Annotated in this window: 14 protein-coding genes; 6 read left to right on the top strand and 8 right to left on the bottom strand. The window is 72.0% G+C overall.

Features of this window, described 5'->3' with window-relative positions; all coding sequences use genetic code 11:
* Nucleotides 1-68: 68 nt before the first annotated feature.
* From ACTWQC_RS27145 to ACTWQC_RS27125, 5 genes are all read right to left on the bottom strand, one after another.
* On the bottom strand, nucleotides 69-1,289 hold the full coding sequence (locus ACTWQC_RS27145; RefSeq protein WP_443318435.1) for a sensor histidine kinase: 1,221 nt from the start codon (nucleotides 1,287-1,289) through the stop codon (nucleotides 69-71).
* Nucleotides 1,290-1,339: 50 nt separating this feature from the next.
* Nucleotides 1,340-2,017, bottom strand: coding sequence for a winged helix-turn-helix domain-containing protein (locus tag ACTWQC_RS27140; protein WP_443318434.1), 678 nt, complete (start codon nucleotides 2,015-2,017; stop codon nucleotides 1,340-1,342).
* Nucleotides 2,018-2,315: 298 nt separating this feature from the next.
* Complete coding sequence (locus ACTWQC_RS27135; protein ID WP_443318433.1) at nucleotides 2,316-4,706, bottom strand: Tex family protein; 2,391 nt, start codon at nucleotides 4,704-4,706, stop codon at nucleotides 2,316-2,318.
* Between the two features lie 155 nt (nucleotides 4,707-4,861).
* On the bottom strand, nucleotides 4,862-5,728 hold the full coding sequence (locus ACTWQC_RS27130) for an SCO6745 family protein (RefSeq protein ID WP_443318432.1): 867 nt from the start codon (nucleotides 5,726-5,728) through the stop codon (nucleotides 4,862-4,864).
* A gap of 352 nt (nucleotides 5,729-6,080) precedes the next feature.
* Entirely contained in the window at nucleotides 6,081-6,830 is a 750-nt protein-coding gene (locus ACTWQC_RS27125) for an enoyl-CoA hydratase/isomerase family protein (protein ID WP_443318431.1), read from the bottom strand.
* Nucleotides 6,831-7,099: 269 nt separating this feature from the next.
* Here ACTWQC_RS27125 and ACTWQC_RS27120 point away from each other — a divergent pair, with 269 nt between their 5' ends.
* Nucleotides 7,100-7,609, top strand: coding sequence for an ATP-binding protein (locus ACTWQC_RS27120; protein WP_443318430.1), 510 nt, complete (start codon nucleotides 7,100-7,102; stop codon nucleotides 7,607-7,609).
* Between the two features lie 88 nt (nucleotides 7,610-7,697).
* On the opposite strand, the gene idi is transcribed toward ACTWQC_RS27120, so the two are convergent.
* The 3 genes from idi to galE all read right to left on the bottom strand — a co-directional run bounded on the left by idi (nucleotide 7,698) and on the right by galE (nucleotide 10,511).
* Nucleotides 7,698-8,291 (bottom strand): isopentenyl-diphosphate Delta-isomerase, encoded by a 594-nt coding sequence (gene idi, locus ACTWQC_RS27115; RefSeq protein ID WP_443318429.1) that lies wholly within the window; start codon nucleotides 8,289-8,291, stop codon nucleotides 7,698-7,700.
* Between the two features lie 144 nt (nucleotides 8,292-8,435).
* A complete protein-coding gene (locus ACTWQC_RS27110; RefSeq protein ID WP_443318428.1) occupies nucleotides 8,436-9,380 on the bottom strand; it encodes a cation diffusion facilitator family transporter in 945 nt (314 codons plus the stop codon).
* A 129-nt stretch (nucleotides 9,381-9,509) separates the two neighbouring features.
* A complete protein-coding gene (gene galE / locus ACTWQC_RS27105) occupies nucleotides 9,510-10,511 on the bottom strand; it encodes a UDP-glucose 4-epimerase GalE (protein WP_443318427.1) in 1,002 nt (333 codons plus the stop codon).
* A gap of 283 nt (nucleotides 10,512-10,794) precedes the next feature.
* On the opposite strand from galE, the gene ACTWQC_RS27100 reads away from it, so the two are divergent.
* From ACTWQC_RS27100 to ACTWQC_RS27080, 5 genes are read left to right on the top strand one after another with little or no spacing between them, the layout of a single operon-like run.
* Nucleotides 10,795-12,750 (top strand): DUF5941 domain-containing protein, encoded by a 1,956-nt coding sequence (locus tag ACTWQC_RS27100; RefSeq protein WP_443318472.1) that lies wholly within the window; start codon nucleotides 10,795-10,797, stop codon nucleotides 12,748-12,750.
* Nucleotides 12,747-13,484 carry a phosphocholine cytidylyltransferase family protein gene (locus ACTWQC_RS27095; protein ID WP_443318426.1) on the top strand — a complete coding sequence of 246 codons (738 nt, stop codon included), beginning with the start codon at nucleotides 12,747-12,749 and terminating at the stop codon, nucleotides 13,482-13,484. Before ACTWQC_RS27100 ends, ACTWQC_RS27095 begins: the two co-directional genes overlap by 4 nt.
* Nucleotides 13,472-14,533, top strand: a complete 1,062-nt coding sequence (locus ACTWQC_RS27090; RefSeq protein ID WP_443318425.1) for an iron-containing alcohol dehydrogenase family protein — start codon at nucleotides 13,472-13,474, stop codon at nucleotides 14,531-14,533. Before ACTWQC_RS27095 ends, ACTWQC_RS27090 begins: the two co-directional genes overlap by 13 nt.
* Entirely contained in the window at nucleotides 14,511-15,290 is a 780-nt protein-coding gene (locus ACTWQC_RS27085) for a CDP-alcohol phosphatidyltransferase family protein (RefSeq protein ID WP_443318424.1), read from the top strand. The genes ACTWQC_RS27090 and ACTWQC_RS27085 overlap by 23 nt, the downstream gene beginning before the upstream one ends.
* On the top strand, nucleotides 15,287-16,174 hold the full coding sequence (locus ACTWQC_RS27080; RefSeq protein ID WP_443318423.1) for a glycosyltransferase family 2 protein: 888 nt from the start codon (nucleotides 15,287-15,289) through the stop codon (nucleotides 16,172-16,174). Before ACTWQC_RS27085 ends, ACTWQC_RS27080 begins: the two co-directional genes overlap by 4 nt.
* Nucleotides 16,175-16,186 lie beyond the last annotated feature (12 nt).

The raw sequence follows: 16,186 nt of genomic DNA, 5'->3' as shown, positions 1-16,186 counted from the left end.
AGCCTGGCGAAGGCTGCATGAGATGAAGATGAGGCGAGACCGGTCAAGACTGGGCAGAATCGGGCGGATCAATCGTCCTTGTATTGCGGAAGCCGCAACTCCGCGATCAGTCCGCCGCCGGGGGCATCCAAGAGTTGGGCGCTGCCGCCGTGCAATTGCGCTATCCAGCGGACGATCGCCAGTCCTGTTCCGGTCCCCGACCCACCGGTGACCCCACGGCGGAAGACCTTCTCGCGATCCTTGGGCGGCACACCCGACCCGTGGTCACGGACCGCGATCCGGCCGGGGGAGACGGTCACCTCCACTGGCCGGCGAGGGGAGCACGGTCCGCCGCCGCCGTGCTGCTGCGCGTTCTCGACCAGGTTGCGCAGCGCCTGGGCGAGCAGTCCCGGGTCGCCCAGCACCACCACCGGCTCGGTGCTGATGGTGACCGCCGCCGGGCCGGGCAGCTCCTGAAGGGTGAGCTCGACCAACTGGTCCAGCCGCAAGGGCGTACGTTCGACCTCCTGAGTACCCGCAGCCAGCCGTGCCCTCGCCAGCAGACCGGTGACGAGGCGACTGAGCCGGTCGACCAGGTGTACCGCTTCGCTCAGGGCTGCCGGGGCCCGCTCGGGGGCCGAGCTCCCGCCTTCCACCACCAACTGCAAGGTGGCCAGCGGAGTCCGCAGCTCGTGAGCCGCCTCGGCCAGGAACTGCTCCTGTCGCTGCAGGCTCGTGATGGCAGGCCGCATCGCACGGCCGGAGAGCAGGTGCCCGACAGCCGCCGCGAACACGACCAGGGCTGTGCAGCCGATCGTCAGCCAGCGGATCAGCAGCTCGTGACGGCGTTCGCTGTTCCCGGGATCCCCGCCGACCAGGATCGCGGCCCCGATGTCCTCGCCCTTCCAGACGGGGGCGGCGGCCCACCGCAGTTCCCGCTTGTCAGCCGCGACCGCGGTGAACAGGACGGTGTCCTCATCGGCCACCATCTCCCGCCACCGTCGCTGGAGTTCCGCCTGGAGGGGGGCTGCAGAGGACAAAGGCTCGGCGACATGGACGACCGGCGGCCTGCCCGGTCGCCCGGTCAGGACGACCACTGCTTCTACGCGCTGCGCCAGTGAGTCCTCGTACAGCGGATCGAGGTGCAGTTGTCCCTGATTGTCGAACCACACCGCGCGGGAGAGCCCGACGGCCCGGCTGTTGACGTCGCTGTCGAGGTCGCCGGCGCGGGAGCCGGCGTCGATGTGCGCGGCGATCGCCGCGAGAACGAAAAGGCAGCCCGCGGTGGTGAACGCGAACAGCAGCGTCATCACCCGGCGGCAGCGGCGCAGCCGCGCCACGGCCCGGGAGGGCGTACGGCCTAACAGCGCTGTGCCTCCGCATCCGCCAGCCGGTAGCCGAAGCCCCGCACCGTTTCGATCGGATCCGGTGGACCCAGTCGGCGCCGCAGCTGGCCGATCAGTACGTCCACCACGTTGGACATCGGTTCGCCCATTTCGTCCCAGCAGTGCTCGATCAGCTCCGTGCGCGTGACCACTTCACCGACCCGCAGCATCAACACCTCCAGCACGGCGAACTCCTTGGCGGTGAGGCTGAGCAGGACTCCGGCGCGGCGCACCCTGCGACGGGGCAGGTCGACTTCCAGGTCGCCGACCTTGAGTTCCGGCGGCCGGGCGGGTTGGGCCCTGCGGCACAACGCGCGTACGCGGGCGGTCAGTTCGGCGAAGGCGAAGGGCTTGATGAGGTAGTCGTCGGCCCCGTGCTCGAACCCCGCAACGCGGTCGGCGACCGTGTCCAGGGCCGTGAGAAGCAGAAAGGGCAAGGCGGAACCCGCCCTTCGATGCGCCGCGAGGAGGCGTAGCGAGTCACCGTCCGGGACGGCCCGGTCCGCCACCACGCAGTCGTAGGCATGGATGGAGAGGCGGAAATCGGCGTCGGCGAGTGTCAAGGCGAGATCCACGGCGAAGCCCGCCTCTCGCAGTCTCGCGGAGATCACGGGTCCGAGCTCGGGGTCGTCCTCGAGAATCAGAACGCGCACGGTCCGTCAGTCTAGGCTCGGAATCCGGTAAATCTGCGGTGAACGGGCGTGCTGTGCTTGCCGATTGGCGGCGCGGCAAGGGCACCGGCAGGACGGACGCACCCCTGCCCCGGCCACGGACCGGGGCAGTGCGCCAGGTGAGGCGGCTAGCCGCGGCGCTTGGGCCCGGCCACGGACGCACCCCTGCCCCGGCCACGGACGCACCCCTGCCCCGGCCACGGACGCACCCCTGCCCCGGCCACGGACGCACCACTGTCCGGGCTCCGGACCGGGGCAGTGCGCCAGGTGAGGCGGGCCGCTAGCCGCGGCGCTTGGGGTCGAGGAGGCCCGCGCGGCGCAGCGCGTCCGCCATCGCTCCGTTCGCGGGGGCGGCGTCGCGGCCCCGGTCACCGCCACGGCCCCGGTCACCGCCGCGGCCGCCCTGCCGCTGCTGCGGCGCGCCGCGCCGCGGCCGGTCCCGGCCCTCGCCGCGGTCACCGCGCCCCCCCGGCTTCCCCCCGCCGGACGGCGACTCGTCGTCCAGCCGCAGCGTGAGCGAAACCCGCTTCCGCGGAATGTCCACGTCGAGCACCTTCACCCGCACGATGTCCCCCGGCTTCACCACATCCCTCGGGTCCTTCACGAAGGTCTTCGACATCGCCGAGACATGCACCAGACCGTCCTGGTGGACGCCCACGTCCACAAAGGCCCCGAAGGCGGCGACATTCGTGACGACCCCCTCCAGGATCATCCCGGCCGCGAGGTCGCCGATCTTCTCCACGCCTTCCTTGAAGGCCGCCGTCTTGAACGCGGGCCGCGGGTCGCGCCCCGGCTTCTCCAGCTCCTTCAGGATGTCCGTGACCGTCGGCAGGCCGAAGGACTCGTCCACGAAGTCCGCAGGCTTCAGTCCGCGCAGCACCGCCGTGTTGCCGATGAGCGCCTTCACCTCCCCGCCGGTCGAACCCGCGATCCGCCGCACCACCGGGTACGCCTCCGGGTGCACGCTCGACGCGTCGAGCGGGTCGTCGCCGCCGCGAATGCGGAGGAAGCCCGCGCACTGCTCGTACGCCTTGGGCCCGAGCCGCGCCACCTCCTTCAGCTGCTTCCGCGCGCGGAAGGCGCCGTTCGCGTCGCGGTGCGCCACGATGTTCTCGGCAAGGCCCGCGCCGATGCCCGAGACCCGGGCCAGCAGTGGCGCGGATGCGGTGTTGACGTCCACCCCCACACCGTTCACACAGTCCTCGACGACCGCGTCGAGCGAGCGGGAGAGCTTCACCTCGGACAGGTCGTGCTGGTACTGGCCGACGCCGATCGACTTCGGGTCGATCTTCACCAGCTCGGCCAGCGGGTCCTGCAGGCGCCGCGCGATCGACACCGCGCCGCGCAGCGACACGTCCAGGCCCGGCAGCTCCTGTGAGGCGAAGGCCGACGCCGAGTACACCGAGGCCCCGGCCTCCGAGACCATCACCTTCGTCAGCTTCAACTCCGGCTGCCGCGCGATGAGATCGGCCGCGAGCTTGTCGGTCTCCCGGGACGCCGTGCCGTTGCCGATGGCGATCAGCTCGACGCGGTGCTCGCGCGCCAGCCGGGCCAGCCTCGCCAGCGACTCGTCCCACTTCTGCTGCGGTACGTGCGGATAGATCGTGTCCGTCGCGGCCACCTTGCCGGTCGCGTCGACGACGGCCACCTTCACGCCCGTACGGAAGCCCGGGTCCAGGCCCATCGTCGCGCGCGTGCCCGCCGGGGCTGCCAGCAGCAGGTCGCGCAGATTGGCCGCGAACACCCGGACCGCCTCGTCCTCGGCGGCCTGCCGCAGCCGCAGCCGCAGGTCGATGCCGAGGTGGACGAGGACGCGGGTGCGCCAGGCCCAGCGGACCGTGTCGGTCAGCCACTTGTCGGCCGGGCGGCCGCGGTCCGCGATGCCGAAGCGGGCGGCGATCGCCTGCTCGTACGAGCTCGGGCCCTCGTCCGCCTCGTCGCCGGGACCGGCGGGCTCCAGGGCGAGGTCGAGGACCTCCTCCTTCTCGCCGCGGAACATCGCCAGCACCCGGTGCGAGGGCAGCTCCGTGAACGGCTCGGCGAAGTCGAAGTAGTCGGCGAACTTCGCGCCCGCCTCCTCCTTGCCCTCCCGCACCTTCGCGGCCATCCGCCCCCGCTGCCACATGCGCTCGCGCAGCTCGCCGATCAGGTCCGCGTCCTCGCCGAACCGCTCGGTGAGGATGGCGCGGGCACCCTCCAGCGCGGCGGCGGCGTCCGCGACCCCCGAGCCCTCGTCGACGAACGCGGCGGCGGCCGCGAGCGGCTCGACCGACGGGTCGCCGAGCAGCCCGTCGGCGAGCGGCTCAAGCCCCGCCTCGCGCGCGATCTGCGCCTTCGTACGGCGCTTGGGCTTGAAGGGCAGGTAGATGTCCTCGAGCCGGGCCTTGGAGTCCGCGGCCCGGATCTGCGCCTCGAGGCGCTCGTCGAGCTTGCCCTGCGACCGGACCGACTCGAGGATCGCGGTGCGCCGCTCCTCGAGCTCCCGCAGATAGCGCAGCCGCTCCTCGAGCGAGCGCAGCTGGGCGTCGTCGAGCATCTCGGTCGCTTCCTTGCGGTAGCGCGCGATGAACGGCACGGTCGAACCGCCGTCGAGCAGCTCGACGGCCGCCTTTACCTGCCGCTCCCGTACGCCGAGCTCCTCGGCGATCCTGCCCTCAATCGACGTCGTCACGATCCGATCCGCCTTGTCGTTGCTGCTGGTGCCCGCATTGTGCCAGGTGGCGCCGACAGCCCTGCGCAGACAGTCCGAAGCGGTACGGGACCTCCGCGCGCTGCGGCCGCGCGCACGGCGGTGGCCCCGGCCCGGCCCGCGCCGGTGGTCCGGCCTCAGCCCTTGCCGAAGAGGTCCGCGGGGAAGGCACCGGCGGTGACCGCGGCTGCCAACCAGCCGCCGGCGAGCTCCGTGAGCCGCGCGACCCCGGCCTCGCCGAGGTGTTCGTACGGGGCGCGGTCGAGCCGGTCCGTGTCCTCCTCGATCCGCTTGCGCAGCCCGAGGCCCTCCTCGGTCAACTCGCCCCCCGCATCGAGGAGTCCGCGCTCGCGCAGCCGGTCCTGGGCCGCGGCCCAGTCGTCCTGCCCCCACGCGCGCGTGCGCAGCAGCCACTTGGGGCTCTGGCCCTTGCCGGTGGCCGAGTGGGTGACCATCGCCTCCAGCCCATCCAGCTCGGCGCCCATCAGCACCGTGATGTGACCGTCGCCGCGGTGCTCGCGGAGCAGCGTCGCCGCGTGCCAGAAGGCGAGGTGGGGCTCCTCGGGCGCCGGCTGGTCGGCGTGCGCGGCGTACAGCGTCCGGCCGGGGCGGCTGCACGCCTCGGCCGCGCGCAGGGCCAGCTTCGCCGCCTCCGCCATCTCGGCCGAGGCCACGGCCTCTTCGCCGAGCAGCCGCCGCAGTCCGGCGTCGACGGCGCGCAGCCGGGCGGCGAGCGCGTCCTCGGGGGAGGCGGTGCGCCAGATCCGCGGTACGTGGCGGGCCACCAGCTCGGGGTTGAAGTTGTAGAACGCGGCGGTGACCGCGCCGGCACCCGCGGCTCCCATCGCGGAGGCCCGCGACGCGAAGTACGCGGCGGACCAGTCGTCGTGGCCGATGGCCGCCATCTCCTGGGCGTGCTCTGCGGTGAAGTAGACCGCCGAGTGCAGCGGGTTCAGGGCGTTGTGACAGCGTCGCCCGGCGCGGGCAGGCAGAGGAGTGCTCATGCCCGCACGTTACCTGTAAGTAGCAATCTCCTGAAGCCCCGCCCCCGCCTCCACCAGAAGCCCCCGACGGCCCCCCGCGCCCGCCTGAAGCCCACGCACCCACCCCTTCGCGTACCCGCCGAGCCGCCCACCACCCACCCGCCCTGAGTCCCCCTTCCCCTGCCCCCTGCTCCCCCGGGGAGGGGCAGGGGCGAGCCCTGGCCTCAGCCCGGCTGCTGGACGCGGTGGACCACGTACCAGATACTGAGCCGGCTGCCAGGCGCCGAGACCGTGTTCGTCGGCGAGCACACCGGTCAGGTCCGCGACGACTCCGGCTCGCTGGACCTCAGCGCGGCTCAAACGCTGAGGACTCTCAGCCCGACCATGAGAAGCGCGGTGCCCGGCGCTCCAGGAACGCCGCGACCCCCTCCGCCGTGTCGCCGCTGTCGCGCGCCCGCTCCGCCCAGTAGGCCTCCCGCTCCGGCCGCACCTCGCCGCTCGCGAACTCCTTCGCCGCCGCCTGCGTCAGCAGCGACCGCGAGGCGAGGATCCGCGTGAACTCCGCCACCCGCTTGCCCAGTTCGCCCGCCGGCAGCAGCTCGTCCACCAGACCCGTGCGCAGCGCCCGCCCGGCCTCGATCAACTCGCCGGAAAACAACAGGTACTTGGCGGTCGCCGGGCCCACCAGACCGGTCAACCGCCGGGTGGACGAGGCCGGGTAGACGATGCCGAGCTTCGCCGGGGTGATCCCGAAGGAGGAGCCCTCGGCGGCGAACCGCAGATCGCAGGCGGCGGCGAGCTGGCAGCCGCCGCCCACGCAGTAGCCGCGCACGGCGGCCAGCGTCGGCTTGGGGAAGGCGGCCAGCGCGTCCTCCGCTGCCACCGCCAGGCCCTGCGACTCGCCCGCGGACTCCCGCAGCGAGCCGATGTCCGCGCCCGCACAGAAGGTGTCCCCGGCGCCGGTCAGCACCAGCACGCGTACGGCGGGGTCGGCCGCCAGCCGGTCCAGCAGGCCCGGCAGTCGCCGCCACATGGCGGTGGTCATGGCGTTGCGCTTGGCGGGGTTGCGTATGACGACCGTCGCGACTCCGTCGGCGGTGTCCAGCTGCAGTGCGGGCTCCATGCGCCGGATGCTATCCGGGCAGGTCGGTGAAGGCGGAACCAAGGTGAACAGGACCAGTCGCACAACTGGCGCTGACATACGCACATGTTCAGAATCCGTCGATACGTGGTGACTTCCGGGCACCGGACCGGTACGGACCAACCCATTCCCAACACTCGACGTGTGAGGCGGACTCTGGCGGCGTACCGCGAGGACAATGCGGTGCGAGAACAGAGCTGCGGGGACAGAGCTGCGGGGATCGTCGCGCAAATTGGAGAAGGGTGCGGGACATGGAGATCCGCGGAAGCGGGCCGCCTGACCCAGGACAGGCCGTCGCCGATGTCGCCGACCTTCCTGCCGCCGCCGCGGACGGGCTCACCGCTCGGATGCCCTACGAGGGCGTCTGGCGCCTCACCGCCCCGGCCCTGGAGTCCTCGGTCCCGCAAGCCCGGCGCGCCGTCCGCGACCTGCTGCGGAACCAGGGCGTCCCGGTCCCGGACGACATCGTCCACGGCCTGCTGCTGATCGTCTCGGAGCTGGTCACCAATGCCGTACGGCACGCGGCCCTGCTCTCACCGGAGCTCGCCGTGGTGGTCTCGGTCGGCGCCGACTGGGTACGGGTGGCGGTCGAGGACGACCACCCGTACCGGCCGAAGGCGCTGGTGGCGGAGGAGGGACAGACGGGCGGGCGCGGGCTGCTGCTCGTCAAGGCGATCACCACGGAGGCGGGCGGGATCTGCGACGTCGAGCACACGGCGACCGGTGGCAAGGTGATCTGGGCCGCCCTGCCGTTCCGCTGACCCGGCTGCCCTCAAGAGGGCTGTGCAGAAGGGCACCGTGGTGGACCTCGCCTACCGGGCGCGCCCTTCACGGCCTGACACCGGGCTTCTACCAGCCCGCCGACGGTCCGGTCAGCTCGCGGATCGCCGGGCGCGCGGCGTCCAGCACGGTCATGAACCAGGACGAGAAGGACCGCTCCCCGTGCAGCCGCGCCAGCTCCTCCGCCGTCACGAAGGCCGTCTCCCCGACCTCCTCCGGGTCCGGCTTCGGCTCAGCTCGCACAAGACCCACGAAGAGGTGGTTGTACTCCTGCTCCACCAGGCCGGATGCCGGGTCCGGGTGGTTGTAGCGGACCGTCCCCGCCTCGGACAGCATCGAGGGGGAGACGCCCAGCTCCTCGGCCGTACGCCGGGCTGCCGCGGCAAGCGGCGCCTCGCCGGGGTACGGGTGGCCGCAGCAGGTGTTCGACCAGACACCGGGGGAGTGGTACTTGCCCAGCGCCCGTTGCTGGATCAGCAGCCGCCCCGAGCCGTCGAAGAGGAAGACCGAGAAGGCCCGATGCAGCCTGCCCGGCGGCACATGCGCGGAGAGCTTCTCCGCGGTGCCGATCGTCGCGCCGTTCTCATCGACCAGTTCGAGCATGATCGGTGCCGCGGCGCGGTTCGACGAGACGTCCGCCGTGGAGGCTGGTGTGGTCGGCATGGCCATCCTTCGGTTGGGCTACGAAGCTCAAGTCTGCCGCACAAAACGGGCGCGGATGTGCTGCTCAGCGCGCATGTCAGCCTGATAGGCGGTTCATATGTCCAGGGCGGGTGGTCCATTGCGGTGACGCGGGCACTGTCACGGTCAGTGACAGAGCTTGGCCTCGTGCTCGGCGTGCCCGACGGGCTCGAGCTGGAAGGTGCAGTGGCCCACGTCGAAGTGCTCGCCCAGGCACCCCTGCAGGTCGTGGAGCAGCTTCTCGTGCCCGACCGCGTCCAGCACGTCCTCCCGTACGACCACGTGCGCGGAGAGCACCGGCAGTCCTGAGGTGATCGTCCACACGTGCAGGTCGTGCAGGTCCTCGACCCCGGGCAGGTCCATGATGTGCGACCTGACCTCGGCCATGTCGACATCCCGCGGGGCCGCCTCCAGCAGGACGTCCAGCGCCTCGCGCAGCAGTTTCCAGGCGCGCGGCGCGATCATCAGGCCGATCACGAGCGAGGCGATGGGGTCGGCCTGGCGGAAGCCGGTGGCCAGGACGACCACCGCCGAGACGATCACCGCGAGGGAGCCCAGCGCGTCCGCGGCGACCTCCAGGAACGCCCCGCGGACGTTGATGCTTGCGGCCTGTCCGCGCATGAGCAGCGTGAGCGAGATGGCGTTCGCGACCAGGCCCACCGCGCCGAAGGCGACGGTCAGACCGCCGTCGACCTCGGGCGGCGAGAGCAGCCGCAGCACCGCCTCGTAGAGGATGTAGCCGCCGACGCCGAACAGCAGGAGGCAGTTGGCGACCGCGGCGAGGATCTCGGCGCGGGCGTAGCCGAAGGTGCGGCGCTCGCTCGGCGGGCGGCCCGCGAAGTGGATGGCCAGCAGCGCCATCGCGAGCCCGACGGCGTCCGTCGCCATGTGCCCGGCGTCGGCGAGCAGCGCCAGGGAATCGGCCAGGATGCCGCCGACGATCTGCGCGATGAGCACGGTCACGGTCAGGCACAGCGCGATGCGCAGCCGCCCCCGGTACGCCGCTGCCGCTGTGCCCGTGGTGCCGGGCGGCGGGCCGTGCGCGTGCCCGTGGTCGTGCCCTGCGCCCATACCGGCTGCCTCCTGTCGCTCTCGTCGCTTCGTCGCTCGTACCGCTGTCGATCGCGTCGGCGGGTGCCGGCGCGATCACAGTGAACTACGGGCGGGGGGTACCGGGCAACACGGGACTGAACACCGTTGTCATGTGCCCTGACCTGGGCTTTTGGTCTCCGCTGAAATACGCAGGCACCAGCCCTCCCACGCCGACTCGACCATCTCGCGTACCCCGTGCCGGGCGGTCCAGCCGAGCTCCTTGGCGATCAGTTCCGCGGACGCGACCACCCGCGCCGGGTCCCCGGCCCGCCGTCCCACGACCCTGGCGGCCGGTTCCGTATGCCCGGTGACCTCGGCGACGAGATCGGCCAGCTCGCGTACGGAGACCCCGCGGCCGGTGCCGATGTTCACGGTCAGGTCGCCCGGGTGGCCCTGGGTCGTGAGCCGGCGGGCGGCGACGAGGTGGGCGTCGGCCAGGTCCGCGACGTGGATGTAGTCGCGGACGCAGGTGCCGTCCGGGGTCGGGTAGTCCTCACCGAAGATCAGCGGGGCCTCGCCGCGGGTCAGCGCCTGGAAGAACATCGGGATGACATTGAACACCCCGGTGTCCGCCAGCTCGGGGCGGGCGGCCCCGGCCACGTTGAAGTAGCGCAGACAGGCGGTGGCGATCCCGTGGGCGCGGCCGGCGGCCCGTACGAGCCACTCGCCGGCCAGCTTGGTCTCGCCGTACGGACTCATCGGCAGGCAGGGGGTGTCCTCCGTCACCAGCTCCGCGTCGGGCATGCCGTACACGGCGGCCGAGGAGGAGAAGAGGAACCGCTTGATCCCGGCGGCGACCACGGCCTCGAGCAGCACGGTGAGGCCGTGCACATTCTCGCGGTAGTAGAGCAGCGGCTGCTCCACCGACTGCCCGACCTGCTTCCTGGCTGCGAGATGCACCACTCCTGATACGCGGTGCTCCGCGAGCGTACGGTCCAGCAGCTCCCGGTCCAGGACCGTGCCCCGGACCAGCGGGACGCCCTCCGGCAGCCGGTCGGTCACGCCCGAGGAGAGGTCGTCCAGCACGACCACGTCCTCCCCGGCCGCCGTCATCGCCCGCACCACGTGCGCCCCGATATAGCCTGCTCCGCCTGTGATCAGCCACGTCATGCCCGGCAGCCTAGCCAGGGGCGAGCGCGGGCGGGTGCCCGCGGCCGTTTGTCCCGGGGCGCCGCGATCCACCATGATGCTCGGAGGCGGATCCGCTTCGGTCGTCTCCCGCAACCCATTCGGCCTTATCAGGGCGTAAACGGGCGATGAACGGTCGCTTCCGAGAATCCGATAGCCTCTGCCGACGTGTTGCCGCCGGTCACGGAGCCGGGGTGTGCCACGACGCTGCCCGGACAGCCTGCGTACCGGCGCGGCCGCGCCAGTTTCCAAGGAGTGAGTTCGACTGTCGACCGCCATTCTCACCGGTCAGCCGGTCGCCGGGTCGCGGCTCGAGGGCGACCTGCGGTCGCTGGGCCTCGACGTGGTCACGGCCGGTGCGGACGACGACCTGGCGGCGCTGGCCGGCGCCCTCCCGGCGACGGAGCGCGTGGCGCTGGTGGACGCGCGCCTGGTCGCCCACGTGCACGCGCTGCGGCTGGCTCTGACGGACCCCCGCTTCCCGGCCGCGGCCGTACCGGGCGCCGTGACCGCCCAGCCCGAGCAGCGCCCGGCACTCCTGCACGCACTGACGACCACCCTCCGCGGCACGACCACCGCCCCCACAGCGCCGGCCGCCGCCACCACGCCGAACCAGGCGGTCCCCAGCCGCCCCGCCGCAGGCGAGAGCGCCGCGGCCGTCGGCACCGCGCCCGACCAGGCCGCCCCCACTCCGCCCGCCGCAGGCGGCTGCGTGCCGGACGTCGTCTCCGGTGCCCTGCTCGCCGCAGGCGTGCCCGTGCACCGGCCCGAGCTCGGGGCGCTCGTCGCCACCGTGCCCGGCGACGACGCGGAGCGCGCCGAAGCCCTGGCCGTCGTCGATGGAGTCGACGACGAGCAGGTGCGGCTGCGGAGTGCCGTGAAGGCGCGGGACGGGTTCTTCACGACCTTCTTCATCAGCCCGTACTCCCGCTACATCGCCCGCTGGTGCGCCCGCCGCGGCCTGACCCCCAACCAGGTCACCACGGCCTCCCTCCTCACCGCCCTCATCGCGGCGGGCTGCGCGGCCGCCGGCACGCGCCCCGGCTTCGTCGCGGCAGGCATCCTGCTCCTCGCCTCCTTCGTGCTCGACTGCACCGACGGCCAGCTGGCCCGCTACTCGCTGCAGTACTCCACGATGGGCGCCTGGCTGGACGCCACTTTCGACCGCGCCAAGGAGTACGCGTTCTACGCGGGCCTCGCCCTCGGCGCGGCCCGCGGCGGCGACGACGTATGGGCGCTCGCTCTCGGCGCGATGGTGCTCCAGACCTGCCGCCACGTCGTGGACTTCTCCTTCACCGAGGCCAACCACGACGCCTCGGGCAACACGAGCCCCACGGCCGCCCTCTCCGGCAAGCTGGACGGCGTCGGCTGGACCGTCTGGGTCCGCCGGATGATCGTGCTGCCGATCGGCGAGCGCTGGGCGATGATCGCCGTCCTCACGGCCGTGGCCACCCCCCGTATCGTCTTCTACGCCCTGCTCGTCGGCTGCGCCCTCGCCGCCTGCTACACCACCACGGGCCGTGTCCTGCGCTCGCTCACCCGACGCAAGGTCATGGGGGTCCCCCCAGGCGTTAAGCCCTGGGGGAGGACCGACCGGGCCGCCCAGGCTCTGGCCGACCTCGCCGACTCCGGTCTCATCGCCGAGGTCGTCGCTGCCACCTCCTTCCGCGGATCGCGGCCCCAGGCATACCGCGCCCCGCTGTACGCCGCGGTCGGCACGGCGTACCTGCTCCTGACCGTGTGGGAGCGGCCGTTCGGCAGCTGGCTGATGCTCTTCGGCCCCCTCGTCTACGCCATCACGGCGGGCCGGGCGGTCATGAGCCCCCTCAAGGGCCCCCTCGACTGGCTCGTGCCGCCACTCTTCCGCACAGCGGAATACACCACCATCCTGGTACTCGCCGCCCGCTCGGAGGTGAACGGTGCCTTGCCAGCGGCTTTCGGGCTGGTGGCCGCCGTCGCCTACCATCACTACGACACGGTGTACCGCATCCGCGGCGGCACCGGTGCGCCCCCGCACTGGCTGGTGCGGGCGATCGGGGGGCACGAGGGACGGGTTCTGGCGGTTGCGGTCGCCGCTGCCCTGCTGCACGGCACAGGTTTCACCATCGCGCTGACGGCCCTCGCTGTGGTCCTGGCGCTGGCGGTGCTCATCGAGAGCATCCGCTTCTGGGTCTCTTCCGGAGCACCCGCAGTACACGACGAAACAGGAGAACCCGCATGATCGGCCTCGTGCTGGCAGCAGGCGCCGGGCGGCGTCTGCGCCCCTACACCGACACCCTGCCCAAGGCGCTGGTGCCGGTCGACGGCGACACCACCGTCCTCGACCTCACCCTCGGCAACTTCGCCGAGGTGGGTCTGACCGAGGTGGCGATCGTCGTCGGCTACCGCAAGGAGGCCGTGTACGAGCGCAAGGAGGCCCTGGAGCAGAAGTACGGCCTCAAGCTCACCCTGATCGACAACGACAAGGCCGAGGAGTGGAACAACGCCTACTCCCTGTGGTGCGCCCGCGACGCGATCAAGCACAGCGTGATCCTCGCTAACGGCGACACCGTGCACCCGGTCTCCGTCGAGAAGACCCTGCTCGCCGAGCGCGGCAAGGGCCAGAAGATCATCCTCGCCCTCGACACGGTGAAGCAGCTCGCCGACGAGGAGATGAAGGTCATCGTGGACCCCGAGAAGGGCGTTCAGCGCATCACCAAGCTGATGGACCCGTCCGAGGCCACCGGCGAGTACATCGGCGTCACCCTCATCGAGGGCGACGCCGCGGCCGACCTGGCCGACGCGCTGCGGACCACCTTCGAGCGGGACCCCGACCTCTACTACGAGGACGGCTACCAGGAGCTCGTCAACCGCGGCTTCACGGTCGACGTGGCCCCCATCGGTGACGTCAAGTGGGTCGAGATCGACAACCACGACGACCTCGCCAAGGGCCGGGAGATCGCGTGCCTGTACTGACCCGGCTCATCCCGTCGCCGCTCGTCGTCGACATCCGCGCGGGCGCGCTCGACGATCTCGCGGGCGTGCTGGCCGACCAGCGGATCTCCGCTTCCGGCAAGCTCGCCATAGCGATCAGCGGCGGCTCGGGGGCGGCGCTGCGCGATCGGATCGCCCCGGCGCTGCCCGGAGCCACCTGGTACGAGGTCGGCGGCGGCACGCTGGACGATGCGATCAAGCTCGCCGACGCGATGAAGTCCGGTCACTACGACGCGGTCGTGGGGCTGGGCGGCGGCAAGATCATCGACTGTGCGAAGTTCGCCGCGGCGCGCATCGGCCTGCCGCTGGTCGCCGTCGCGACGAACCTCTCGCACGACGGTCTGTGCTCGCCGGTCGCGACGCTCGACAACGACGCGGGCCGCGGCTCGTACGGCGTCCCCAACCCGATCGCCGTCGTCATCGACCTCGACATCATCCGCGAGGCCCCGGTCCGCTTCGTCCGGTCCGGCATCGGTGACGCGCTGTCGAACATCTCCGCCGTCGCGGACTGGGAGCTCGCGGTCCGCGAGAAGGGCGAGCAGATCGACGGGCTCGCCGCCGCCATGGCCCGCCAGGCCGGCGAGGCCGTGCTCCGGCACCCGGGCGGCGTCGGCGACGACAGCTTCCTGACCGTGCTCGCCGAAGGCCTGGTCCTCACCGGCCTCTCGATGTCGGTCGCCGGTGACAGCCGCCCGGCCTCCGGCGCCTGCCACGAGATCAACCACGCCTTCGACCTGCTCTTCCCCAAGCGCGCCGCGAGCCACGGCGAGCAGTGCGGCCTCGGCGCCGCCTTCGCGATGCACCTGCGCGGTGCGTACGAGGAGTCGGGGCTGATGGCCGAGGTGCTGCACCGGCACGGCCTGCCGGTGCAGCCGGAGGAGATCGGCTTCAGCGTGGACGAGTTCGTCAGGGTGGTGGATTACGCACCGCAGACCCGCCCCGGGCGCTTCACGATCCTCGAGCACCTGGACCTGTCCGCCGACCAGATCAGGGACGCATACGCCGACTATGCCAAAGCCATCAGTAGCTGAACTCCGTCCGGTCGTTCACCCCGCGGGCGTGAAGGACCGGCGCAGCGGTGAGCACTGGGCCGGGCGCCTGTATATGCGGGAGCTCTCGCTGCGCTGGACCCGGCACCTGGTGAACACCAGGATCAGCCCGAACCAGCTCACCCATCTGATGGTGGTCGCGGGCGTCCTGGCCGGCGCGGCACTGCTGGTGCCGGGCCTGGCCGGGGCGCTCCTCGGCGCCCTGCTCATCCAGCTCTACCTGCTGCTGGACTGCGTGGACGGCGAGGTCGCGCGGTGGCGCAAGCAGACCTCGATCACGGGCGTCTACCTGGACCGGATCGGCCACTACCTCTCCGAGGCGGCCCTCCTGCTCGGCTTCGGCCTGCGGGCCGCGGACCTCTTCCAGCACGGCGGGATCGACTGGCTGTGGGCCTTCCTCGGCACCCTCGCCGCCCTCGGCGCGATCCTGATCAAGGCCGAGACGGACCTGGTCGACGTCGCCCGCTCCCGCAGCGGCCTTCCGGCCGTCCAGGACGAGGCATCCGTCCCCCGGTCCTCGGGCCTGGCCCTGGCCCGCAGGGCCGCGGCCGCGCTGAAGTTCCACCGCCTGGTGGGCGGCGTCGAGGCGTCGCTGTTCATCCTGGTCACCGCCATCCTGGACGCGTTCGGCGGCGACCTCTTCTTCACCCGGCTCGGCGTCGCCGTGCTCGCGGGCATCGCCATCGTGCAGACCGTGCTGCACCTCGTATCGATCCTCGCCTCGAGCAGGCTGCGATGAGCGGGGGGGACTTGCGGCTCGGCGCGGTCGTCCTCACCATGGGCAACCGCCCCGACGAGCTGCGCGCGCTCCTCGACTCGGTCGCCAAGCAGGACGGCGACCCGGTCGAGGTCGTCGTCGTCGGCAACGGCTCCCCGCTGCCCGAACTCCCGGAGGGTGTACGGACCGTGGAGCTGCCCGAGAACGTGGGCATCCCGGCCGGTCGCAACGTCGGCATCGAGGCCTTCGGCCCCGGCGGCTCCGAGGTCGACGTGCTGCTCTTCCTCGACGACGACGGCCTGCTGCCGAACGCCGACACCGCCGAACTGTGCCGCCGGGCCTTCGCCGCCGACCCGGAGCTCGGCATCATCAGCTTCCGGATCGCCGACCCCGAGACCGGTGTCACACAGCGCCGCCACGTGCCCCGGCTGCGCGCCTCCGACCCGATGCGCTCCTCCCGGGTCACCACCTTCCTCGGCGGCGCGAACGCGGTCCGTACGACGGTGTTCCAGCAGGTCGGCGGCCTGCCGGACGACTTCTTCTACGCGCACGAGGAGACCGACCTCGCCTGGCGCGCCCTGGACGCGGGGTGGATGATCGACTACCGCTCGGACATGGTGCTGTACCACCCGACGACCGCTCCCAGCCGTCATGCCGTCTACCACCGCATGGTCGCCAGGAACCGGGTCTGGCTGGCCCGCCGCAATCTCCCGGCCGCCATTGTCCCCGCCTACCTCGGCGTATGGCTGCTGCTCACCCTGGCCCGCCGCCCCTCCCGGCCGGCGCTGCGCGCCTGGCTCGGCGGCTTCAGAGAGGGCTGGACCACACCGTGCGGTCCCCGCAGGCCCATGAAGTGGCGTACGGTATGGCGCCTGACCCGACTGGGCCGACCTCCGGTGATCTGACAAGCTTCGTGT

The organism is Streptomyces sp. 8N616 (genome assembly GCF_052246385.1).
GTDB lineage: Bacteria > Actinomycetota > Actinomycetes > Streptomycetales > Streptomycetaceae > Streptomyces.
This window is presented reverse-complemented; position numbering and strand designations above follow the sequence as displayed.